The organism is Pedobacter sp. MR2016-19 (genome assembly GCF_014947265.1).
GTDB lineage: Bacteria > Bacteroidota > Bacteroidia > Sphingobacteriales > Sphingobacteriaceae > Pedobacter.
In genome coordinates, this window is sequence record NZ_JADCNK010000015.1 from 78221 (window position 1) to 100037 (window position 21817).

At 37.9% G+C, this 21817-nt stretch carries 20 protein-coding genes; 7 read left to right on the forward strand and 13 right to left on the reverse strand.

What is annotated here, in order from left to right; all coding sequences use genetic code 11:
* Positions 1-262 precede the first annotated feature (262 nt).
* The 4 genes from IM793_RS17810 to IM793_RS17825 all read right to left on the reverse strand — a co-directional run bounded on the left by IM793_RS17810 (position 263) and on the right by IM793_RS17825 (position 5593).
* Positions 263-1123 carry a hypothetical protein gene (locus IM793_RS17810; RefSeq protein WP_193423673.1) on the reverse strand — a complete coding sequence of 287 codons (861 nt, stop codon included), beginning with the start codon at positions 1121-1123 and terminating at the stop codon, positions 263-265.
* Between the two features lie 21 nt (positions 1124-1144).
* The gene (locus IM793_RS17815) at positions 1145-1546 is read right to left on the reverse strand and encodes a hypothetical protein (protein WP_193423675.1); all 402 of its coding nucleotides are present in this window, start codon (positions 1544-1546) and stop codon (positions 1145-1147) included.
* Between the two features lie 2 nt (positions 1547-1548).
* On the reverse strand, positions 1549-2880 hold the full coding sequence (gene lat, locus IM793_RS17820; protein WP_193423677.1) for an L-lysine 6-transaminase: 1332 nt from the start codon (positions 2878-2880) through the stop codon (positions 1549-1551).
* A gap of 313 nt (positions 2881-3193) precedes the next feature.
* On the reverse strand, positions 3194-5593 hold the full coding sequence (locus IM793_RS17825; RefSeq protein ID WP_193423679.1) for an outer membrane beta-barrel protein: 2400 nt from the start codon (positions 5591-5593) through the stop codon (positions 3194-3196).
* A gap of 474 nt (positions 5594-6067) precedes the next feature.
* Between IM793_RS17825 and IM793_RS17830 the strand changes: the two genes are divergently transcribed.
* Entirely contained in the window at positions 6068-7144 is a 1077-nt protein-coding gene (locus IM793_RS17830; protein ID WP_227256307.1) for a serine hydrolase, read from the forward strand.
* A 138-nt stretch (positions 7145-7282) separates the two neighbouring features.
* Here IM793_RS17830 and IM793_RS17835 read toward each other — a convergent pair whose 3' ends face one another.
* Positions 7283-7870 (reverse strand): hypothetical protein, encoded by a 588-nt coding sequence (locus tag IM793_RS17835; protein ID WP_193423683.1) that lies wholly within the window; start codon positions 7868-7870, stop codon positions 7283-7285.
* Positions 7871-8254: 384 nt separating this feature from the next.
* Here IM793_RS17835 and IM793_RS17840 point away from each other — a divergent pair, with 384 nt between their 5' ends.
* A complete protein-coding gene (locus IM793_RS17840; RefSeq protein ID WP_193423685.1) occupies positions 8255-9217 on the forward strand; it encodes a S41 family peptidase in 963 nt (320 codons plus the stop codon).
* A gap of 270 nt (positions 9218-9487) precedes the next feature.
* On the opposite strand, the gene IM793_RS17845 is transcribed toward IM793_RS17840, so the two are convergent.
* Both IM793_RS17845 and IM793_RS17850 read right to left on the reverse strand, forming a co-directional pair.
* Positions 9488-10357: a pyridoxal-phosphate dependent enzyme gene (locus IM793_RS17845; protein WP_193423687.1), complete on the reverse strand. Its 870-nt coding sequence runs from the start codon at positions 10355-10357 to the stop codon at positions 9488-9490.
* 65 nt (positions 10358-10422) lie between these two features.
* A complete protein-coding gene (locus IM793_RS17850) occupies positions 10423-11454 on the reverse strand; it encodes a DUF6588 family protein (RefSeq protein ID WP_193423689.1) in 1032 nt (343 codons plus the stop codon).
* Positions 11455-11555: 101 nt separating this feature from the next.
* On the opposite strand from IM793_RS17850, the gene IM793_RS17855 reads away from it, so the two are divergent.
* Entirely contained in the window at positions 11556-12584 is a 1029-nt protein-coding gene (locus IM793_RS17855; RefSeq protein WP_132395286.1) for an RluA family pseudouridine synthase, read from the forward strand.
* Positions 12585-12587: 3 nt separating this feature from the next.
* Entirely contained in the window at positions 12588-13427 is an 840-nt protein-coding gene (locus IM793_RS17860) for an aminotransferase class IV (RefSeq protein WP_193423691.1), read from the forward strand.
* Between the two features lie 541 nt (positions 13428-13968).
* Here the strand turns inward: IM793_RS17860 and fmt are convergent.
* Entirely contained in the window at positions 13969-14877 is a 909-nt protein-coding gene (gene fmt / locus IM793_RS17865) for a methionyl-tRNA formyltransferase (RefSeq protein ID WP_193423693.1), read from the reverse strand.
* 91 nt (positions 14878-14968) lie between these two features.
* Between fmt and IM793_RS17870 the strand changes: the two genes are divergently transcribed.
* Complete coding sequence (locus IM793_RS17870; RefSeq protein ID WP_193423695.1) at positions 14969-16012, forward strand: DNA topoisomerase IB; 1044 nt, start codon at positions 14969-14971, stop codon at positions 16010-16012.
* Positions 16013-16147: 135 nt separating this feature from the next.
* Here the strand turns inward: IM793_RS17870 and IM793_RS17875 are convergent, their stop codons facing one another.
* Positions 16148-16354, reverse strand: a complete 207-nt coding sequence (locus tag IM793_RS17875) for a hypothetical protein (protein ID WP_121287149.1) — start codon at positions 16352-16354, stop codon at positions 16148-16150.
* Positions 16355-16506: 152 nt separating this feature from the next.
* On the reverse strand, positions 16507-17658 hold the full coding sequence (locus tag IM793_RS17880; RefSeq protein WP_370629816.1) for an exo-beta-N-acetylmuramidase NamZ domain-containing protein: 1152 nt from the start codon (positions 17656-17658) through the stop codon (positions 16507-16509).
* A 297-nt stretch (positions 17659-17955) separates the two neighbouring features.
* Here IM793_RS17880 and IM793_RS17885 point away from each other — a divergent pair, with 297 nt between their 5' ends.
* Positions 17956-19176 (forward strand): FtsX-like permease family protein, encoded by a 1221-nt coding sequence (locus IM793_RS17885; RefSeq protein ID WP_193423699.1) that lies wholly within the window; start codon positions 17956-17958, stop codon positions 19174-19176.
* A gap of 53 nt (positions 19177-19229) precedes the next feature.
* On the opposite strand, the gene IM793_RS17890 is transcribed toward IM793_RS17885, so the two are convergent.
* Genes IM793_RS17890 through IM793_RS17900 form a run of 3 tightly spaced genes read right to left on the reverse strand, consistent with a single transcriptional unit; the run spans position 19230 to position 20922 of the window.
* Positions 19230-19634, reverse strand: coding sequence for a hypothetical protein (locus tag IM793_RS17890; protein ID WP_193423701.1), 405 nt, complete (start codon positions 19632-19634; stop codon positions 19230-19232).
* Between the two features lie 10 nt (positions 19635-19644).
* On the reverse strand, positions 19645-20085 hold the full coding sequence (locus tag IM793_RS17895; RefSeq protein WP_193423703.1) for a hypothetical protein: 441 nt from the start codon (positions 20083-20085) through the stop codon (positions 19645-19647).
* A gap of 36 nt (positions 20086-20121) precedes the next feature.
* A complete protein-coding gene (locus IM793_RS17900) occupies positions 20122-20922 on the reverse strand; it encodes a tRNA pseudouridine(38-40) synthase TruA (protein WP_193423705.1) in 801 nt (266 codons plus the stop codon).
* Between the two features lie 74 nt (positions 20923-20996).
* Here IM793_RS17900 and IM793_RS17905 point away from each other — a divergent pair, with 74 nt between their 5' ends.
* Positions 20997-21380, forward strand: coding sequence for a YchJ family protein (locus IM793_RS17905; RefSeq protein WP_227256308.1), 384 nt, complete (start codon positions 20997-20999; stop codon positions 21378-21380).
* Positions 21381-21817 lie beyond the last annotated feature (437 nt).

The following is a 21817-nucleotide window of genomic DNA, read 5'->3' on the forward strand; positions in this document are numbered from 1 at the left end:
GCCCGATAGAAAAATCGGGGCTGCCGCTGCTGTCAGGTTTATTGAATAGCGTTTTTTTTCAAGGCACAAAACATTGTTCATAAACCCGATTGGAACGGATGCCTCCCGATTTTACATCGGGATCAAATTGGCAGGAGGGAAAGCGGGACTGAAAATGCCAAATGCACAAAACCCTTCATTTCCAAATCATAAGGATTAACGCATTCGGCAAACAAGTCATGGAATTTTACATATTTGAATGCTGGTATTTCGTTCTGTTTAATTAAATCGCTTTTAAAACCCAGGTTTCCCTGATTCTCCCAATTTTATTAGCCTGTTCTTTCATTTTTTTTAACAATTCAATATCAATATATTTTAGCGAGGAAAGTTGATGCCAGACTGAAGTTGCTTTAGTGATCAATTTGAAACCTTGTTCAAGAAAGAAGTGTTCAGCCTGTTCAAAGCTATCAAACTTATTATCTTCTACATGGTGTGCTTCCAGAAACTGAGAAAAATGATCATTGGTTTCATTTTTAGGTATCGGTCTTTTAACATATACATCAGCTGTGATCCAATAACCACCTCTTTGTTTTAATGATTTATGGATGGTTTTACATAATGATATCTTTTCTTCATTATTTAAATACACCAATAAACCTTCATTTATAATACTAACCGGGCCAAGAGGCATTTGATTTATAACATTTGAAAAAGCATCTCCATCCAAAGCATTTAAAGCCTCGGTTTTGAGTTTACCCTTTAGTTGTAATTTCTCATCTACAATTAGCCGATCAATCAAATCTTTTTTGATATCGATTACGCCTTGTAAATCAGTATCCAAATAATAAATCGTTGGATGCCTTAAAACCAGGTCCAAGCCCCTGAAAGAAAAGCCAGAAGAAATTTCTATAATATTTAAAGAGCCTGATGCAAAAAGTAAGCTATCCAGAGATAAATATCTACTTTCAAAATGCACCAAGCGTTTTAAAAATACCTCATCAAAATCTTTATGATATAATTTTTCAAGGGCGTCGTTACCGTAAATTAACTTAACAGCATCGGCAACAAAGGGAATATTTGTTAAACTTTTGGCAAGTAAAAGCGATTTTGCTGACGGACTTATCGAACTATAATCACGGTTCATTTGTAATTAAAAAAACTGCTTTTAAAACGGATACTTGTTAAACGCCACCTGGCTCATTGCACTTTTTTCAAATAAGGCAATACAATTTTTATTAAACTGAGGGTCGAAGTTTACTTCTCCAGGCTCTAATATACTTGGAACATTTCCATTTTGCATAAAGAAGTAAACTTTCGTATTCCCGTATTTAGTATGGGGCATTAGGTTGCCATAATCTTCCATCTCTTTCCATATCGAATCTTTAACCGTTACGATGTAAATCCGTTGTACCGGCCCAGTGTTATTGGCGTTTCTATACTTGATAATTTCCTTAAAGCCAGCTTTCATATCCCCAATCCCAGGTTGGTCGAAAACATCTTTAACCATGAAAATGATCAATACTAAAATCCCTGCAACGAAGAAATAAACTAACGATTTTCTATTCATGCCTACAATAAAGGCAATATTTTTTCCATAACCGTCAAGCCTTCGTCAATATGCTTTTGCTCAATACAAAGTGCCGGACGAAAGCGTATGGTTTTATCGCCACAGCCCAAAAACATCACATTGTTCTCCAATCCTTTACCAATAAATGCATTGCGCATTTCTTTTGTCGGGAAATCAAATGAACACAGCAAACCCCTTCCGCGTATATTTGTCATTTGATCAAACTTATGTGACAGATTTTTCAACTGCTCTTTTAAATACATGCCTATTTTTGCCGCATTGTCGCATAGCTGATCTTCTTCTACGATCTGTAAAATCTGGGTAGAACGTACCATATCTACAAGATTGCCTCCCCATGTTGAATTAATCCGGCTGGGTACTTTAAATACATTGGTTTCAATTTCGTCTACTTTATTCCCAACAAGGATGCCGCAAACCTGCATTTTTTTACCAAAAGCCAAAATATCAGGTCTGGCTTTTTCGCTGAAATGTTGGTGACACCAGAATTTACCGGTTAAGCCAACACCAGTTTGTACTTCATCATAAATCAAAAAGGCATCATTTTCATCGGCCAAAGTCTTAAGTTGGATCAAAAACTCATCCCGTAGGTGATTATCTCCACCTTCAGATTGAATCGGTTCTACAATTATCGCGCAAATATCATCTTTATTATCCGCAAAGGCTTTTTTGATCTGTTGGAGCGAAGCTTCTTCAGTTGCAATGGCATGACTTAAATTATCTCCTGAAAGTGGAAATTTAACTTCCGGAACAGCCACTCTTGGCCAATCAAACTTGGCAAACCATTTTGTTTTATCGGGTAAGGTATTGGTTAAGCTTAAAGTATAGCCTGTTCTGCCATGAAAAGCTCTTTCGAAGTGTAAAACCTTGAAGCCTTTTTCTTCTGTATATCCTTTTGCAAAGTTTTTCTGAACCTTCCAGTCCATGGCTACTTTAATTGCATTTTCTACTGCTAAGCCTCCGCCCGCAATAAAAAAAGCGTGTGGCAAATAATCAGGGATGCCAACTTTAGAAAATGTTTCAACAAACTGTGCATACTGCTGGGTGTAAACATCAGAGTTCGATGGATTGGCTAAAGCAGCGAGGAGAAGATTTTTCTTAAACGCTTCATCATTAATCATTTTAGGGTGGTTATAACCTAAAGGAACGGAAGCAAAGCAAGTAAAAAAATCGAGCAAAGTTCTGTTGTATTTAGAGTCGTAAATATAGGCGCCGTGACTCTTTTCCATATCGTAGGTCAGGTCGAAACCATCGGCCAGAATGTGCTTACTTAAAGATTCGTTAACGTGATCTGCAGGTACTGTTAATTGATACATAAACTTGGTTTTGGTATAATCCAAATTTAGTTAAATGTGCCTAAAATCAAAATTTAAGCACTTTTTGTGCCCATGAAGCAAAAAATAGGTTTAAACAGTTTAAAGTATGATTATAGACAAAATAGGGTTTTGGACTTCACAGGTGTGGAAAACTTTTTGGCAGGAATCTCTTTCAAAGCATCTCTATTTCATCTTTCTCCATTAGATTTATTCCTTACTTTTTTGTGAAATTAGCTCTATTATTATTTTAATGTTGTTTTTTATTATTGTATTCATTGACTATTTTTCTAAAAAAAAAAATAATCTTAAAACGCTATAATCGTTGCGATTCATTTTCCAGTCCAGACTCGCGGCTGTCTTTTGATTTGATCTTGGTGTTTCCAAAGCGATAGGTAAAACTCAATCTGATCTGTCGGCTCTCACCTACATAGGTGGTATGAAGCAGTAAATTGTTAAGTTGAGTATCTGTAATAATCTTATTTTTCCTTAATATATCGGAAGCCGCTATTCTAAGCGTTGCTTTTTCATGCATCAAATTCTTTTGCAGGCCAATGTCAACCTGTGAATTACCCTTTATATAAGTATTTAATCCACTTATATTTTTTGAGTTAACCACGCCTATTGCCTCGGCAGTAATGTGACTGGGAAGATTGAAGGTTTGTTGAATATTAATCGTTCCCGCAAAACGGCTCCGGTTATAATTCCCATAATCTATAGTTCCTACTTTATTCTCCAGACGATATCCAATACCGGTCAGACTCATATTCCACCATTTTGCCAACCTGATCTGTTGTGTAACAGTTAGGTTTATATTGTTCTGAAATCCGATATTCCTGGGCACCATATTAATGATACTCCCTTTAATTACTTCCGTAATAGTGCTGCTTATATCGCTTGTATGTGTGTAACTGGCAGCGATGGTCGTCTTTTTGTAACTATATTGAAGCGCTAATGTATTCGCATACTGTGGCTGCAGGAACGGATTACCTTTCCAATAGGAGAGTTCATCTACAGGATATGAAAATGGATTCAGGTTGTTATAAGCCGGGCGGTCAACGCGACGTGCAAAACTTAGGTTGTAGGTGCCTTCTTGCTTAGTTTTATAAGTTATTGCAGCCGTAGGGAAAACGTTCAGGTAGTTTCTAACTACAGAAGTTGCAGATTGACTACTACCTGCTGTCGGTAGTAAGTTTCCTTCGGAATGTGTATGTTCTAATCTCACGCCAAGATCAAAGCTCAGTGCATCATTTATTGGCGTTTCATATTTAAGGTATCCAGCACTTATTTGTTCCTTGTAGTCAAAAGTATTGGACAGGTTGATATCAATAATATTGACGCTGCCATTTGCATCATACTGGTCAAATACATTTTTTGCATTTACCTCAGAGAACTTGGCGCCTGTTAACATCCGCCCTTTCCCGATTGGAAAGCCATAATCACCCTTAACCGCATATAGCTTAATATTTCGGCTATTGGCCACAAGGAAATTATTTGAGGACTGGAATTTTCCTTCAGCTGAATAAAAAGCATTGGTACTCAAATTTTCTGTAGCAGCATCAAAAATGCCATAGTCGGCATCTATGTCCAGACTTGTGCGATTACTACCTTTATACCTATAGTTTAAGTTGGCGTTATAACGTCTGGCTCTTTGTGCCGGATAGCTACTCTCACTTTTAAGTGTCTGTAAAAGTGCTCCTGTTAACTGATCAAAAATATTTGTCGTCGGTGTGATCAAGCCGCCACCACTTGAAAAATTACCATTCACTACCATTCCGATTGTTTTGGTGGTATCTATTGCGTAATCTAAACCGACAGTAGATCCCATACTATGTTTTTTGTCCACATCATGATTGGAGTTTAAGTATACCTTTCCGTTTGTTGTCCGGTCATAGTCGTAGTCCATCGCAAAATGTCCAAAATTATGATTGTAACTACCGAAGGCATTAAATTTACCCTTTCGAAAATTAAGGTTCAAATTGGTGTTTTGTTTTAAGGTAATACCAAAAGCGACACCATTATTAATAGTACCGTTGAAACCCTCTGCAATTGATTTTTGAAGTACAAGATTGACGATGCCACCAGTTCCGGCAGCGTCATACTCAGCAGAAGGATTTTTGATGACTTCAATGGCTTTTAAATCGGATGCGGACATTGACTTAAGCAGTTGAGTCAATTCTTCAGCCTGTAAATAGGTCTGTCTGCCATTAATCATCACCAACGCAGCACTGGCTCCATTCAGGGTGATAGTATTGTCCTGGTTCACAACTACTCCCGGTGTTTTTCTTAAAGCTTCCAAGCCATTTAAACCCTGAGCTGTTATGCTTTTTTCAATGTTATAAATCATTTTTCTTCCTTCGATTTTAACAAGCGGCTTACTCATGGAACTCTGAATAACAACTTCTTTTAAACTGTGGGCGGTAGTTTCAATCGTTATAACACCTACATCCATGTTGCCTGTTAATTTTAACAGCTCACTCTGGTAAGACAGCGTGCCCAGATAACTAATAAAAATCAGATAAGTACCAGACTTAACCGTAAAAGAAAAGTTGCCATCCTTATTGCTCAATGTCTGTTTAATTAACTCACCATCAATACCGCTTTTTAAAAACAGAGTTGCACCATCTATAACCTCATTATTCGAATCTTTAATGATACCTTTTAAGGTATTGTCCTGATTACTTTGCGCAAAAGACTTCGAACAAAAACATGTCAAAATGAAGAATAAATAACAGGTTTTCCTTAGTTTATAGGTTATCATAATAGTTTTTATATTATTCAATCTGATAAAATTTAAATATTGATTTTTTTTAGTTTCTTCAGTATTTCCCATTGCTGTTTTAGCGTTTCGTTACCAAAAAACGGATGTGAAAGGAAAATATTCCTTTTCTCAGAAGTAAACATCTCTATGTTATCTAGGATAAGCAGATCGCAGATATTTGAAGTTGGATTCATTCAATACTTGATTATGGGTGCATTTATGACAGTCCTGTAAGATAAGAACTTATATTAAACCTTCTTTACAAACCATTATTACATGAAATTAAATAATTGTGCTAATCACCATTTCCTTATTGTTTTCCTAACCAAAAGTCTGGCGCAAGTAATAACAAAGCGATTAGAACTACTTAATTTGTAACTTTCCCCTCAAAAATTAATTAACTGTTATTAGTTCACTGCCCTGTAAAACATGATAAAAAAACTATTTTTCAGCATATTCTTTTCCTTGGGCTTCTTCACCTCCTTTGCTTTGTTGCCCGTAAAGCGTCAGGATTCCCTTCTTAGTAAGTTAAAGGATTCAATCTTAAGCAACCATTATCCAAAAATTCATAGTTTACTGATTGCCCGGGGGAAAAATTTGTTAATGGAATCCTATTTTAATGGCTACACCCGCGATTCACTCCACGACACCCGGTCTTCATTTAAATCGGTCACGAGTTTATTGGTCGGCATCGCAATAGATAAAGGTTTTATAAAAAATGTTGATCAAAAAATTTATGAATTCTTTCCTGAATACCCATGGCTGAAAGAAGATCCGCTCAAAAAATTGCTCACCATCAGAAACCTGCTGGAAATGAAATCCGGGCTGGACTGCGAAGAATTTAATGAAACAAAGGATTGTGAAGATGAAATGAGCCAGACCGATAACTGGGTGAAATATGGACTTGAAATTAAAATGATTCATAAGCCCGGGGAAATCTGGTCGTATACTTCGGTCGATCCTATGATTCTCAGCGGTGTTTTGCGAAGAGCCACTCATATGACTGTAATGAAATTTGCAGAAAAGTACCTGTTTAAGCCGCTGAACATAACGCACTACAAATGGAGTACTGATTCATCTGGTAATGGCATGACCGCGGGCTCTTTTTACATCAGGCCGGTTGATATGATTAAATTAGGTCAGCTTGTGAAAGGCGATGGGGTTTGGAATGGTAAAATGGTAATTTCAAAGCGTTGGATTCAGCAGTCTACAGACTGTAAAATTGAGATCCCGGATTTTTCTTATATGCAAACGAGTCGAACCAAGTTCGCTTACCCACAGCAGGCTTACTATGGATTTTATTGGTACAGGGAAATGATAAAAACTGACCTTTTTAAAGAAGATGTATTGTTCGCATCCGGTAACGGGGGGCAATACATTTTTGTTATCAAGCGTTTAAACCTGACAGTAGTTTTTACCCAGGGCAATTATAAAACTTTCAAAGCAAAGCAGGCTTTTGAAATTCTTGCCAAATACATCATCCCTCATTTTATATCAAAAGCGTAACCAGTGCAAGCTTTTGCTCCAACAAGTGCTTCCTGTGATCATACAGATCAAAAGGTTGAATATCGGAACGCTTTGGATTACACACTGAATCTGATAAAAAATATCAGATCCCACAATCTTCTATTAATTTGTCCGGGATTAAAAGATACCCATATCTACAGCAATCTGAGGACCCACTAGCCCAGCAACGAGTCCTATGATCATCAAAAAACCGCTTAATGTTAAAAGGGGGATAGCGATTAGAAAATAATACACTGGCTGACTTTCGCGAATCTGTATAAAATAATGGTCTTTATCTACTGGTTTGACTGGCAACGTGTCTTTAAGCATTTTTTGTAGGAGATTACCGTCAGGTTGATCGAGGAGAGATAGGGTATACTTGCCGGCAGCTGCTGTAAACTTTTTGAGCTCGGTTCTGCCAGTATCCCATCCATTTTTATGCACCCTGAACCAGGTGGGATTGAGTCTGATTATTGTTCCGCTTTCATCCTTGACTTGTAGCTTGAAGTCACCGATTGGAGTTTTCCGGAATAGCTGTCCTTTTTGCCAGATGGCATAATGCCCCGATTCCGGTAATTCAAAGGTGCCTGATTTATCCTGGAAAGGTATTTCCTTGATGATTTTTCCACTGAAAGTTTTTTTGAGCATCCTGATGACTTTGACCAGCAAAAAGATGCCGATTGGGATCATGCTGAACATAAGAATTCTAAATAGTATAGGTTCCATCTCTTTCAATGAATAATTTTGCTTCTTTTCTGGAAAGATACGGAATTAATGAACTGGTAGTAGATGAGACAGGCAATCAGTAGATATTTGATATCAAGTTCTCTTTTTAGCCCGAAAATCCCCGGAGTTTACAGGATATTATAACAGGGATGGGGCTTAGTTTATCAAAGGAAACCCGACCGATGATATAATAACCCTTACCATCATGAGTAACTTTAAATATAAAGTACACGGTTAGATGAAAGTGAGGGCTAATGTTGCAGACAGGATAAATAGTGTACATTTACGTTCTTGGCAAGCCACTACAAAGACGCTATGTTATGAATGTAGACAGAAAGAACCGCCAAATGGTGCATTTTTTTAAATTGTATTAAACTATAACATATGAAAACTTTTACACTGTTCCTTTTGATAGTTTTGTCGTGTTCTTTGGCGGCGATTTCACAGAATCGTGTTCTAACAAAGAAAATAAAAGCAGAAACCATTGCTGGCATCTCAAAGAGCTTAAAAGAAAATTATATTTTTCTTGATACTGCCATTCGGATGGGGGATTTTATTAGCCGGCAATTTAAAATGGGTGTCTACGATACCATCAAGACACCAAGTGTTTTTGCAAACAAATTAACTACGGACCTACTGTCGGTTTATCAAGATGGTCACTTGTCGATTAGCTATGATCCTCAGACAGCTGAATTAGAAGAAAAACCTGATACCGTTGCACAAAGGACAAGGCGTCTTCAATTCAGAAAAGAAGTAAATTTTGGAATGGAAAAAGCTGAAATTATGCCCGGAAATATAGGGTATTTAAAGTTGAAAGGTTTTTTCCCGCCTGACCAGGAGGCTAAGGTAGCAGTTACAGCGGCATTACAGTTTATTAGCAATAGTAATGCACTAATAATCGACCTCAGGGATAATCGGGGTGGAGATCCGGCGGCTGTAAGTTTTTTCTGCGGATTCTTCTTCAAAGAAAAAACACATCTAAACGACCTTTATTGCCGTAACGACCGCTCTTATACTCAATTCTGGGCAATACCAGAAACTTCTTTACAGGCGCTTAAGACCATCCCAATCTATATTTTAACTAATAATCAAACCTTTTCAGCTGGAGAGGAATTGGCTTACGATCTTCAAGCCCAGCGCCGGGCGTTAATTGTTGGCGAACGTACCGGAGGCGGTGCGCATCCCGTAGCTCCAGAACCGGTAGGTAACGGATTTACGGCTAATATTCCCAATTCCAGAGCAATAAATCCGATTACGAAAACGAACTGGGAAGGCGTTGGTGTACGTCCTGATAAGGAAGTGATAGCCGATAAAGCTCTTGAAACAGCATTAAAACTGATAAAGTAGAAATGAGCAAGGTAACTAGATGCTACTTTGTTTCCCCCGGCATACCCAACTGGCAAGTGCTTATCTTTATCTGATCGGCTGTCCATAAATTTAAGCAACCAACTCATTGTAGAATCAATTTCGAGGCAAGCAACTCGAGCTGGAGCAACGACATGAATATTATGGATTTTGCAAATGATGATAGCTACAGGTCTTCATGGGAATCAAACAGTACAGCCACCAATCCCTGGTACGAAGTTGATTTTAAGAATGAAAAAGCTATAAATATATTTAAAACTTATCCTTCATCCCAAAAAGCCCCATCAATCCTCCGGTATGGATGGCCAGGATTTTTTCATCCTTACCGATAATTCCTCGTTTCTGTAAATCAAAAATGGCATAAAACATCTTTGCCGTATAAACAGGATCTAGCAGCAGTCCGGTTTTTGAAGTAAAATTTTTGATAAAGCTGATCAGTTCAGGGGTTATTTTTGCATAGCCGCCAAAGTGATAATCTAAGTGGAGATTTAAATGATCAGAAAGAGGCGTATGCTGCACAATTTCATCTTCAATAAATGAACCGCCTTTTAGCACGGGAATAATGTGGAGTTTCGTGTTTAATTGATGTTGCTGAATTCCTTTCAATAAACCTGCAGCTGTGGTTCCCGTTCCGGCAGCGCAGAAAATATGATCGTAAGTTTCGGTTAACTCACCGATGATTTCTGCACAGCCTATAGTAGCTTCTGGCGAAGCACCACCTTCATCAATAAAATAGCTTTTTTCATCGTCAGCAAAATGCTGTTGAAACAATTTGTGTTTATCCCGATAACTTTCACGGTCGGTAAAAATGAGTTTCATCCCGAATAAACTGCATAGCAATAACATTTCATTCTGTACTTCTTCTCCACGTACAAAAGCTGTAGCGGTTAACCCTGATCTTGATGCAGCAGCAGCTGTAGCTACCAGATGATTGGAATAAGCCCCTCCAAAGGTGACCAAATGTGTTTTTTTTTCCTCCTCAGCCTTAGCTAAAATGTATTTAAGTTTGCGCCATTTATTACCCGAAATATAGGGGTCAATCAGATCATCCCGCTTTATAGAAAGATTGTTAAAAGGTGCAAATGTTATTTTTTGTACCGGGCTATATATTTCTTCGAACACGTGTAAAAATAAAAAACACCTGAATATTTCAGGTGTTTTTAAACAAAATTATATCTAATCGTTTGTTATTTACCGATCCCTAACCCAATACCTGCATTAACCATGCTGTATTTTGCCTGGGTATACGAGCCATAAAATTTAAAGAAACCAAATTTCAGCTGAAAGCCTAAACTTGCCCTCACACCATCAATGTCGGTTTGTTTAACCGAAATCGGGTCAACATAAGTTGCCGAAGTTGTGGCACTGGTGGCAAAACGGTAAGTACCCAAAGCCTTTAAATTAGTATTTGAAGTTTGGTAACCGATGCTGGCGAAAGGGGTGAAAAACAGAATTTTTTTGGAAACAATGGCATCAAAGTTTACACCATTGAATTTAGCATCTATACGTTGATCCGAATTCGTCGAATTATCGATATTCAATGGTAAATTATATTTGTATTGGGTAAATCCTCCTGCGATTGCAATGTCTACAGGAACCAGTTTCTCTGTTGTTGATCCCATAAATAAAGGTAAAAGTTCAACTTTTGCACCAAAACCGATCATGGATAAACTTCCTAAATCGTTACCCAATTTTACTTTAGGCATTGCCCTTAAAGTAACATCAATGTTTTTTGGTAAACCCAGTGTAGCCTGTATCTGTGCCGAAGGTACTACATGGAAACCCACGCCCTGTGGCAGGTTGAAAAATTTACCTGTAGGGATACCGCTGCTGGTGTACACTTCCATTTTACCACCTTCGCGATCATCGCCAAAAGCAGTAGGGCCTATTGAAGAAGCACCAGGAGCAGGTTTAATATTGCTTAAGCCTAATGTATTTACATCGTAACTTCTGGCCGATTGCGGAACAAAAGCCCCGGAGGCTGAAACCCTGACATCAAATTTTAAAAAACCTTTTGATTGGGCAGTGTTAGACCATCCATCGGTTAAACCCAGTCCTAAGCCTTTGTATAAAGGATCGAAATAGGCATTAACCAATTTGGTTGCATCGGCTGGTCCGCCCACAAACAAGCCTCCAACATCTTGTTGAGCACTTGCTTTTTCAGCCGTTGCCAATAAAAATAAGGCACATAAAGCTTTTAAAATGTGATATTTCTTCATATAAACGATTTAGGATGATTTCTTTGTCTAAAGATAGAGTTGTTTTCTTTAAAACTGTAATCATTAAAAAATTCTTGAAGTTAAAAGTTTATTTTTGCCCCATGGAAAATGTGGTCGAATTGCAGGAATCAGAAGAGCAGGAATTATATGAACATTTAAAAATTATTGTCGATAAGGGGCAGTCTTTGCTGCGTATCGATAAATTTTTGATGGTACGCGTAGAAAATGCTTCCCGAAACCGTATTCAGAATGCAATTGATGCAGGAAATGTATTGGTTAACCAGAAACAGATCAAAGCGAGTTATAAGGTTAAACCTCATGATGAAATATCTATTGTTTTACCGCACCCACCGCGCGATACCGAAGTTTATCCTGAAGATTTGCCATTGGATATCATTTACGAGGATAGCGATCTTTTGGTGGTAAATAAAGCTGCCGGGATGGTTGTACACCCAGGTTTTAACAATTATACCGGAACCTTGGTTAATGCTTTGGCATTCCACTTTGAGCAACTCCCTCAACTGCCGGGCAATGATGGCCGCCCAGGCCTTGTGCACCGTATTGATAAGGATACCTCGGGTTTACTGCTAATCAGTAAAAATGAAAAGTCGATTACGCACCTTGCACGTCAGTTTTTTGATCACAGCATTACCCGTAAATATATTGCGTTGGTTTGGGGCGATATCGAAAACGATGGAACGGTAACCGGTTACATTGGCAGAAGTGTGAAAGACCGTCGGGTGATGGATATTTACGACGATGAAGAAAAAGGGAAATGGTCTGTAACACACTATAAAGTATTAAAACGTTTGGGTTATGTTACCTTAATCAGCTGTGAGTTAGAAACGGGCCGTACGCACCAGATCAGGGCACACATGCAACATATTGGTCATCCACTTTTTAACGATGCGATGTATGGTGGCGATAAGATTTTAAAAGGTACTACGTTTAATAAATACAAACAGTTTGTAGATAACTGTTTCGAATTGTTGCCACGTCAGGCTTTACATGCACAAAGTTTGGGTTTTATCCACCCCACCACTAAAGAGTATGTTTATTTTGAATCGCCATTGCCACCCGATTTTAAAGCTGGCCTAACCAAATGGGAAAATTATATCGCTACATCATAAAATATGCATCAGGAGTACCTCTTATTTAATGATGAATTTCAGGCGGTAGATGACCCGATTTTGACAGCTTCCAACAGAAGCTTCAAATTTGGCGATGGACTGTTCGAAAGCATGCGGATGATTAATAATAAGCTGCAATTTGCCGATTTACATGCCGATAGATTAACGGCTGGCATGAAGGCGCTTAAAATTGACGGTCATGCTTTAATGGATGATTATTTTCTGCGCCAAAAAACCGCCGATCTGGCAAAACGCAACAAATGGAACGGTAACGTGCGTTTTCGTCTTTCAGTTTATAGGGGAGGAGCAGGTGTTTATACACCCGAAATAAATAAAGCAGGTTATATTTTAGAAGGCATTCCCTTAAAAGCATCCACATATGAGTTAAATAGCAAAGGTTTGATCATAGATGTTTTTGACGAAATGACCAAGCCGGTTAATAAACTCTCGAATTTTAAAACAGCCAATGCCCTGCTGTATGTTATGGCCGGACTTTTTAAAAGTCAAAACCGCCTGGATGAGGCGATGATTTTGAACCAATATGGCTTTCTTTGCGAAAGCATTAGCGCTAACGTTTTTGTGGTGTACAACAAGCAGATTTATACGCCCTCATTAGCTGAAGGTTGCATAAGTGGTGTAATGCGGACGGCTATTATGCAGTTGTGCAAAATGAACGATATGCCTTTGATTGAGGCACAGATCAACCCTGAAATATTAAAAGAAGCTGAAGAAGTTTTTATCACCAACGCTACGCAAGGCATACAATGGGTAATGGGCTACGGCAGAAAGCGTTATTTTAACGAAGTATCTAAGTTTTTGATTGAGAAGCTGAATAATTTCTAGCGTTAATCATGCGCTGGTCAAGAGATCACATTTTACACTTTGTAAATACTAGCTGATTGGATCGCTTCATATTTAACTCATTTCTTTTTTTGGAAAGCAAAGCTTGTAGTGCTTCGGTTCAGGTTAGTCCCGCTCTTTGCTTAATCCCGATGAAATTTACTTCACAAGAGAAACAAATCCCTAATCGGGATAACGCTGTCGGTCGGGTTTATTTAACAAGGGATAGTTCTACTCTGCAATTTAAACCCAAATAATTGCACTTTGTGGCCACTTAAACCCGATCAAAGCGGGATGCCAATTTTCTTCTAATTGGCAGAAGCGGGAGCGGGACTGCATTATCCTAAAAGTTACTGTTACTGCTTTCCAAAAGAGAATTGCTGCATATTAAATGCTGTCTTCATGCTGATGCTATAGCTATCGGATTATTAAACATCTTTTATGCTAATCTTGTTCTGGACCAACCACCCTTCATGAAATCAACTAGCAGAGTTGTCAACTTTCTTGCATCATGGTCATTAAAGTTGACAACTCAAATTCCCAATTACAACCGCATTCCTCTCAAGAAATCTTCGATCAGCATCCGTTTTTTGCCTTCGTACTGAATATCTAAAAGCTTGATAAAACCATCTTTAGCGGCAAATTTTAAATAGGTTTTACCGTCTGTTAAAAAGCCGCCAGCAACTATACCCGGTTCTTTATCTTCTATTTCGGCCTTAAATACCTTCAGGGTTTTATCGTTTAAAAAAGTAAAAGCAGTAGGATAAGGGCTCAGGCCACGGATTAAATTATAAATCGTCTGCGCTTGGTTATTCCAATCGATTTTGCAATCGTCTTTGAAGATTTTAGGTGCATGCTTTAATTCGCCGCTTTGTGGCTGCGGTTGTTCGTTAACCTCTCCAGCCTCAATTGCTTTAAGCGTTTTTACCAGCAGGTTGGCACCAATGTACATCAGTTTATCGTGCAGGTCGCCAGCGGTTTCATCATCGGCAATGGTGGTGCTATCACTAAGGATAATATTACCGGTATCAATTTCATGTGTAAGGAAAAAAGTTGTTACACCACTTTCCTTTTCTCCGTTTATTATGGCGTGGTTTATTGGTGCGGCACCACGGTATTGTGGTAAAAGCGATCCGTGTAAATTAATGGTTCCCTTTGGAGGCATATTCCATACCACTTCGGGTAACATTCTAAAAGCCACTACCACTTGTAAATCGGCTTGGTAAGATCTTAGTTCTTCAATAAACTCAGGGTTCTTTAACTTTTCAGGCTGTAGAACTGGAATTCCTTTTTCTACAGCATATTTTTTTACCGCACTTTCGTTCAGTTTTTGGCCACGACCTGAAGGCTTATCTGGTGCAGTAACTACTGCAACTACATCGAAATTGGCTTGTACCAAGGCATCTAAAGAGGCTACCGCAAAATCGGGCGTACCCATAAAAACTATTTTCATAAAGAAAGTGTTGTGTTTCTAAAAATAACGTGGATACCCACGCTAAAGTTTTGCAAAATAACTAAAAATAAACCCATACTTACAGGCAAAAATGGTACAAGGCAAAGATGTTGTTAAAGCAAGTGGATTGGTGTACGTAACCGACGGTATGCCTGGGATTTACCGGAAAGGCAAACCGGGGAAATTCCACTACGAAGATAAAGATGGACATAAAATAACCGAAGAGAAACACCTTGAGAGGATCAAAACACTAGTTATTCCTCCCGCGTGGCAAAATGTATGGATTGCCAATAAACCCAATGCCTACCTGCAGGTTACCGGTATTGATGCTGCCGGCAGAAAACAATATAAATACCACAGCAAATGGACCAGCCGCCGATCGGAAGATAAATATTTCCGTTTACTCGAGTTTGGAAAGGCCTTACCCAACGCAAGAAAAAACCTGGAAAAAGACCTCAGAAGGAAAGAATTAGATGAACGTAAAGTCTTAGCCATTTCGGTAGATGTGCTTCAAAAAACACTCATCCGTGTGGGTAACGAAAGTTATAAACAGCTTTATGGCTCCTTTGGGCTCACGACTTTACGCGATAAACACGTTAAGATCAACGGCAGTAAAATTACGATGGATTTTATAGGTAAAAAGGGTGTTCAGCAGAAAGTAGAACTGAATGATAGATCCTTAGCTAAACTGGTCAAAAAATGCAGGGATATTCCCGGGCAGGAGTTATTCCAGTTTTATACTCATGGAAAAGAACATAAAAGCATAGATTCTGGCAAAATAAATGCCTACATCAGGGAAATTACCGGTGATGATTTTACTGCAAAAGATTTCAGGACCTGGGGTGGCACATTAGAAGCCTTGCGTCAGTTTTCGAAATGCAGCGCCGACGAAAACTTTAACCTCAACTCTAAAAAGGCCATTGTTACCGTGTTAGATTGTGTAGCGAAAAAGTTAGGCAATACGAGAGCCGTATGTAAAAGTTCTTATGTGTATCCGCTGTTGCTTACCGCTTATGAGAATGATGAACTGGGGAAATACATAAAAAAAATGAACAACAATAAAATAACCGGAAAATCGGGCCTGGCACATGATGAGAAAGTTTTATTGTCGTTTTTAAAAGCAAATAGTAAATAGACAATTTTGATGTAAAAAATCGTCATTTCGAGTGTAGTGAAACACAGTCGGGCAATCTGTTATAGGCAGCTACATTTCGCAGCTGATGAAAATCGATAGAGGTAACGCTACAGTCGAGATGACGATATTTCTGAATTATTCTTTAGGTGCCTTTTTAATCGGATGAACAGGTTGTTCTTCGTTTTCACGTTGTTTCGCCGGATTATTCGTCCGAACAGGCTTAGTGGGTGTACTGTCGTTTTCTTTTCTTACTGTTTTGTGGTCAACAGGTTCTCTCCCTTTTGGTACCTCTTCCTGGTAATTGCTTCCAGGTTTATCGCTTTTCACTTTTGGACCGCTCATACTTATAATTATTGAATGATTGATTTTTGGATGATTGAATAGCGCAACGCTTATCAATTATAAATAATAACAAACCTCTATCTGTTAAGTTTGAAAATAATTGCAAGAGCAATTCAATCCTGCTCTCATTCAATCATTCTCTCATTCAATAACTAATTGTATAGCAAATATTTCTTACGCATAGTTTTGTAAGCGCTTAGGCCGGGTTCCCAGCTCGCCCTGATTTCTGCCTCACTTTTTCCATTTATTACCTGTTGCCTGAAATCTGCCACCCCAACCAATCTTTCGATAATACCCATTTCTTTACTTAATTTGGTATTAAAGAAATCTTCTTTTCTTGGCGATGCCTGGTATAGTTCGATTAACCAGCTGATGTTTACCTGTTTCGATTTTACCAGTTTTGAGGTATCGTAAGTTCTTAAATCTAAGCCATAACAAACCTGATCCTGAAATAATGGTGTTTCAGACATTCCTTTTATGCTTTTTGGCGTAAAACTGAAATCGAATTTACCTTTAAGGTATGGTGCTCCAACAACAGTAAAAGGAAACATTGTTCCGCGGCCATGATTTAAATAAGTGCCTTCAAATAAACAGGTAGATGGATAAAGTAAAATCGCTTGTTGTGTATTTAAATTTGGAGAGGGTTTGACCGGTAAAGTATACTCCATATCATGATTGTAATTTGCGTTTTTGATGATGGTTATTTTGCATTTCACCTTGTTTTTTAACCAGCCTTCGCCGTTTAACATCTGTGCATATTCGCCAACTGTTAAGCCGTGTGCAATAGGAATAGGTTGTATACCAATACCTGATTTAAATTTTGGATCTAAAATCGGCCCATCAATTAAATAGCCATTTGGATTTGGGCGGTCTAAAATCAATAATGTTTTATTGTTTGCAGCACAAGCTTCCATAACATGTTGTAGGGTATTGATGTAGGTGTAAAAACGAACCCCAACATCCTGGATATCGAATACCATAATGTCAATATCTGCTAAATCTTCAGCTGTAGGTGTGCTGTGTTTGCCATAAAGTGAAATGGCTTTTATCCCTGTTTTGGAATCAACATCATCATTAACGGTAACGCCGGCACTCGCATTGCCTCTAAAACCATGTTCAGGACCAAATATCTTCTGGATTTTAACACCTCTTTTCAGCAGGCTATCAACCGAAGTCTGCGTACCGATAACCGATGTAGGGTTAACGACCATACCAACACGCTTGCCTTTTAACAGCGGGAGATATTTTTCAGTCTGCTCTGCACCGGTTTTAATTGCCGTTGGCAGTTTAACAGTCTTGATCATCAGTTTTCTGTTTTCCGGGCTTTTCTTTCCTAAAGCTTCCTGTTCAAGTGGTTTGGGTTGTCCACAGGCCGATAATGTAATTAAACTGGTTAAAGCAAAGCTGATGTAATTTTTCATTTTAAATATATTCTAATCTTCCGGGTATGATAACAAAACAATTTACAGCATATTTTATTTATGCTATTGGTATTTTATTGCTATAACTTCATGACTGATGTTTAAAGTTGGTTATTTATTTTCGAAAATGCCATTTTTAAAAAGGAATTGAGCATTTTTGTTACTTACTAATTGATTAAATTGAATTTCGAATATTTCATAGCAGGGCGGATAGCCATTAAATCTGAGCGCACTTTCTCAAAGCTTATTGTCCGCATTGCAATAACTGGCGTGATGTTGAGTTTGGCTGTTATGATTCTTTCTATAGCCATTATTAAAGGCTTTAAAACTGAAATACAGGATAAAGTAAGGGGATATTTAGGTGATGTACAGATTACCCGTTACGATCTGAATAATTCTTTTGAGCATTCTCCTTTCGTAATGGATGGAGAAACCAAAAAAATCCTCAAAAATAATCGGGATATAGAATATTATTATCCTTTTGCTACAAAACCTGCCATCCTTTCGGCTAATAATGAAATTGAAGGCATTAATTTTAAAGGGATAGACAAAAGCTACAAGTGGGATTACATTAAACAGCATATTATCAGCGGAACCATTATCGACTTTTCTGACAGTACGGCTGCCATGCAGGAACTGCTCATCTCGAATTATACGGCTAATCGTTTAAAACTCAAAACAGGTGATGATTTTATCATGTACTTTGTTCAAAACCAGTTACGCCCGCGTAAATTTAAAATTGTAGGTATTTATGATATTGGTGTGGAAGATATCGATAAGGGCTTTGTGCTGGGTAATCTTAATATTATTAAACGGCTGAATAACTGGAAAGCCGACGAAATTGGTGGCATAGAAATCAGGATTAAGGATTTTAACAGGCTTAAGCCCATTGCCGATAATATTTACGAACAGCTTCCGCGCCATTTGCGCTCTTATTCTATTGAAGAAAATTTTCCTAATATTTTTACCTGGTTAGGCCTTCTTGATGTAAACACCAATGTGCTTTTAATCCTGATGCTCATTGTAGGTGTAATTAACATGGTTACCGCATTGCTAATCATGATTTTAGAAAAAACCAATATGATTGGAATGTTAAAATCTTTTGGGGCCAGTAACTGGAGCATTATGAAAATTTTCCTTTACAACGCAGCTTATTTGATTGGTATCGGCTTGTTACTGGGGAATATTCTGGGCTTAGGTCTTGGTTTCTTACAGCAGTCCACGCACATTTTTAAACTTAATCAGGCGTCTTACTTTTTAGCTTATGCACCCATAGAATTTCATTTTATTGATGTGCTGCTGCTTAATATCGTTACGATAGTGGTGTGTTTAACGGTTTTGATTATTCCTTCATTATTGATCAGCAAGGTTTCTCCGCTTAAGGCAATCAGATTTAAATAAAAAAACTTGGAGCACCGGACAGATCATTTCCCGATGCCCAAGCAAACCTAAACTTAAATTTTTGTCAACTCAACTTTTACAGTTTTTGTAATATTACTTTTCTGAAGCTGAGGATATGGTGTGATGTCGATTAATTTGAGTGAATAATTTATGCCGTTAATTTTAATGTTTGCTACACTTTCTAATGTGCCACATTCTCCACCGTTGCATAAAGTAATTTCCTGATCAACATCATTGCCTGTTAATTTGAAATGTGCTGTTGCACTTCCGGCGCTAATGCAATCAGCATTTATTGGGCAACGGTTATCACTAATCGATTTTAATGCTAATGTAGATGCACCAATTGATTTTGACGTATTGATTTCAAAATCGTAATTCTTTGTTTTTGTTTCAGATTTTTTCTTACATCCAAAAACAAAAATAGATAGGGCGATAAATAAGAATATTAAATTTTTCATTTATATGGGGTTAATTAGTTCTTTTTAAAATGTATTCATAATCTATGGTAGCGTTAGAGGTAGCAGGAGACAAATCTGTTTTTGCATTGAATCTTTTTCTAAGGGTTAAATCTACTGCGCTGCTTCTGATATTGTATTCGCCGTTTAAAACCATATTCCAATCAAAATCTGCTGTCCAAATGTCCTCATCGGTAAAATAACCGATCCCATTTTTAAAAGTATATGTTCCCTTGCCTCCCGATGGTTTTAGGTCAGCACTTGGCATAATGTTAAATTTTCCATCTTTTAACGAAATTGAAATCGGGCGGGTTACCGGCACAGACTTAACACTATTAGTAATGACCAATACACCTGTATAGGTGCCGTCCAATAGAACATCTACCGTTGTAGGTTTTTTACATCCTAAAGATAAGATCAGGGCAAAAAGGAAAATACAGATTTGGGCTTTCATACCCCTTAAACGGAGTTCCAAATAAAAACGCTACACTTAAATTGAAATCCAGTCTATACTTTGAGTACTATGGATAAATTCAGTCCGCGGTTCGAGGTTTAAATATGGATAAGTGACTTTTGAAAGGTACAAACCTGTGGGATGAGCGGGCAATGATAATTTTGAGGCTTGAAGGGTAACCAGTTCGCTTTCAAATTCGTCAAAACTAAGTTCTCCTTTACCTACCATTAACATTTTACCTACAATGATGCGAATCATTTTACCCAAAAAACGGTTACTGGCAATGTGGAACCTTAGCCTGTCGCCTTTTGAGTTTACGAATAAATCTGCTTCCATTACATTGCAAATGGTATGTTCGTATTTATCAGGATGGGTACAGAAAGCCCTGTAATCTTTGTATAGCGGTAATAATTTTACCACAGCCTTCATTTTATCAAAGTCTAAATTGTTTAATTGATAAAAGGAACTTTGGGTACTTAAAAAAGGATCTTTATAGGTATGGATAAAATAATCGTATTTCCGTTGTACAGCATCAAACCGGGCATGCGGTTTACCTTCCATTTTAATAATGTCGAATACGGCGATATTATAAGGTAAAGCTTTATTCAGGATGTAGAGCAGATCGAAATCAATCTCTTTTTCAATATCAGCATGGAAAAAAAACTGACTGGCATGCACATGCGCATCAGTCCGCCCACAGCCGTTAATGGCAATGGGCGATTTTAAAATCTTCGATAGAGTTTGTTCAATAACTTCCTGAACACTTTTAACCCCAGGTTGTTTTTGCCACCCACTAAAATACTGGCCTTGATAGGCTATGTGAAAGAAATACCTCATTATTCTGCTGCAATTTTACGGAAATTTTAACAGCAGGAATATTAAATGATACTTTTGTGCAGTAAATTTTAATCATGAATTTAATAAACTGCCCTTGCGGAAGCGGAATAAACTTCGGGCACTGTTGCCAGCCTTATCATTTAAAAACGAAAACAGCACCAACTGCAGAGGCCTTAATGCGTTCCAGATATTCGGCATTTGTAGTGGCAGATGCGGATTATCTTTATGAAACTACGCATAATAGTAAAAGAAAAGGACATTCAAAAAGCGCATATTTAAACAGTGCGAAAAATACCAAATGGCTAAAACTCGAAATCGTTTTTTCAGATTTTGATGTTGTTGAGTTTAAAGCCTATTATCTGAATAAGAAATTTCAAGCTGAAATATTGCATGAAAAATCTAATTTCAGGTTAGAAGATGGGCGATGGTATTATGTGGATGGGGAATTTTTTGGCTAACTTTAAGCGTATCGTCACCTTGAGGATTAATTAATTGTTTAAAATCAATATGGATGGCGTAAAATTGTTTTCTCTTGTCCTACGGCGCAGTCTTGCCTCGGCTCACCGCCGCCGAAGGGCTCTTTCTTTTTGGCATCAAAAAGAAACAAAAAATGCCGGCTGAAAATTTTTCTTTTGAAGGCAGTTCTACGGCTAGAACAGTGCAGCCCGAAAAATTTGTTAGGCCGGATTTAAGTAGAACGGGGGATACCGTGCTATGGCCAAGCTGGATGGAAATGCGAAAGTGGTTAAAATACTGATTAATAATGGTTTACAGGGTAGCGTCAATGGTAGTTTATTTCAGTGGCTATAATGGTAGTTTATTTCAGTGGCTATCTTGTAGGAAAGATGCTGACCACGTAGTAGCTACAAGACGATTGAAAACACTATTTCTACTT

What these genes read in the sequence shown, in the direction of transcription:
- fmt (WP_193423693.1), bottom strand. Translation starts at nt 14,877, where the DNA reads ATGAAAATAGTTTTTATGGGTACGCCCGATTTTGCGGTAGCCTCTTTA.
- IM793_RS17860 (WP_193423691.1), top strand. Translation starts at nt 12,588, where the DNA reads ATGCATCAGGAGTACCTCTTATTTAATGATGAATTTCAGGCGGTAGAT.
- IM793_RS17870 (WP_193423695.1), top strand. Translation starts at nt 14,969, where the DNA reads ATGGTACAAGGCAAAGATGTTGTTAAAGCAAGTGGATTGGTGTACGTA.
- IM793_RS17855 (WP_132395286.1), top strand. Translation starts at nt 11,556, where the DNA reads ATGGAAAATGTGGTCGAATTGCAGGAATCAGAAGAGCAGGAATTATAT.
- IM793_RS17900 (WP_193423705.1), bottom strand. Translation starts at nt 20,922, where the DNA reads ATGAGGTATTTCTTTCACATAGCCTATCAAGGCCAGTATTTTAGTGGG.
- IM793_RS17840 (WP_193423685.1), top strand. Translation starts at nt 8,255, where the DNA reads ATGAAAACTTTTACACTGTTCCTTTTGATAGTTTTGTCGTGTTCTTTG.
- IM793_RS17905 (WP_227256308.1), top strand. Translation starts at nt 20,997, where the DNA reads ATGAATTTAATAAACTGCCCTTGCGGAAGCGGAATAAACTTCGGGCAC.
- IM793_RS17895 (WP_193423703.1), bottom strand. Translation starts at nt 20,085, where the DNA reads ATGAAAGCCCAAATCTGTATTTTCCTTTTTGCCCTGATCTTATCTTTA.
- IM793_RS17850 (WP_193423689.1), bottom strand. Translation starts at nt 11,454, where the DNA reads ATGAAGAAATATCACATTTTAAAAGCTTTATGTGCCTTATTTTTATTG.
- IM793_RS17815 (WP_193423675.1), bottom strand. Translation starts at nt 1,546, where the DNA reads ATGAATAGAAAATCGTTAGTTTATTTCTTCGTTGCAGGGATTTTAGTA.
- IM793_RS17835 (WP_193423683.1), bottom strand. Translation starts at nt 7,870, where the DNA reads ATGGAACCTATACTATTTAGAATTCTTATGTTCAGCATGATCCCAATC.
- IM793_RS17890 (WP_193423701.1), bottom strand. Translation starts at nt 19,634, where the DNA reads ATGAAAAATTTAATATTCTTATTTATCGCCCTATCTATTTTTGTTTTT.
- IM793_RS17810 (WP_193423673.1), bottom strand. Translation starts at nt 1,123, where the DNA reads ATGAACCGTGATTATAGTTCGATAAGTCCGTCAGCAAAATCGCTTTTA.
- IM793_RS17875 (WP_121287149.1), bottom strand. Translation starts at nt 16,354, where the DNA reads ATGAGCGGTCCAAAAGTGAAAAGCGATAAACCTGGAAGCAATTACCAG.
- IM793_RS17880 (WP_370629816.1), bottom strand. Translation starts at nt 17,658, where the DNA reads ATGATCAAGACTGTTAAACTGCCAACGGCAATTAAAACCGGTGCAGAG.
- IM793_RS17830 (WP_227256307.1), top strand. Translation starts at nt 6,068, where the DNA reads ATGATAAAAAAACTATTTTTCAGCATATTCTTTTCCTTGGGCTTCTTC.
- lat (WP_193423677.1), bottom strand. Translation starts at nt 2,880, where the DNA reads ATGTATCAATTAACAGTACCTGCAGATCACGTTAACGAATCTTTAAGT.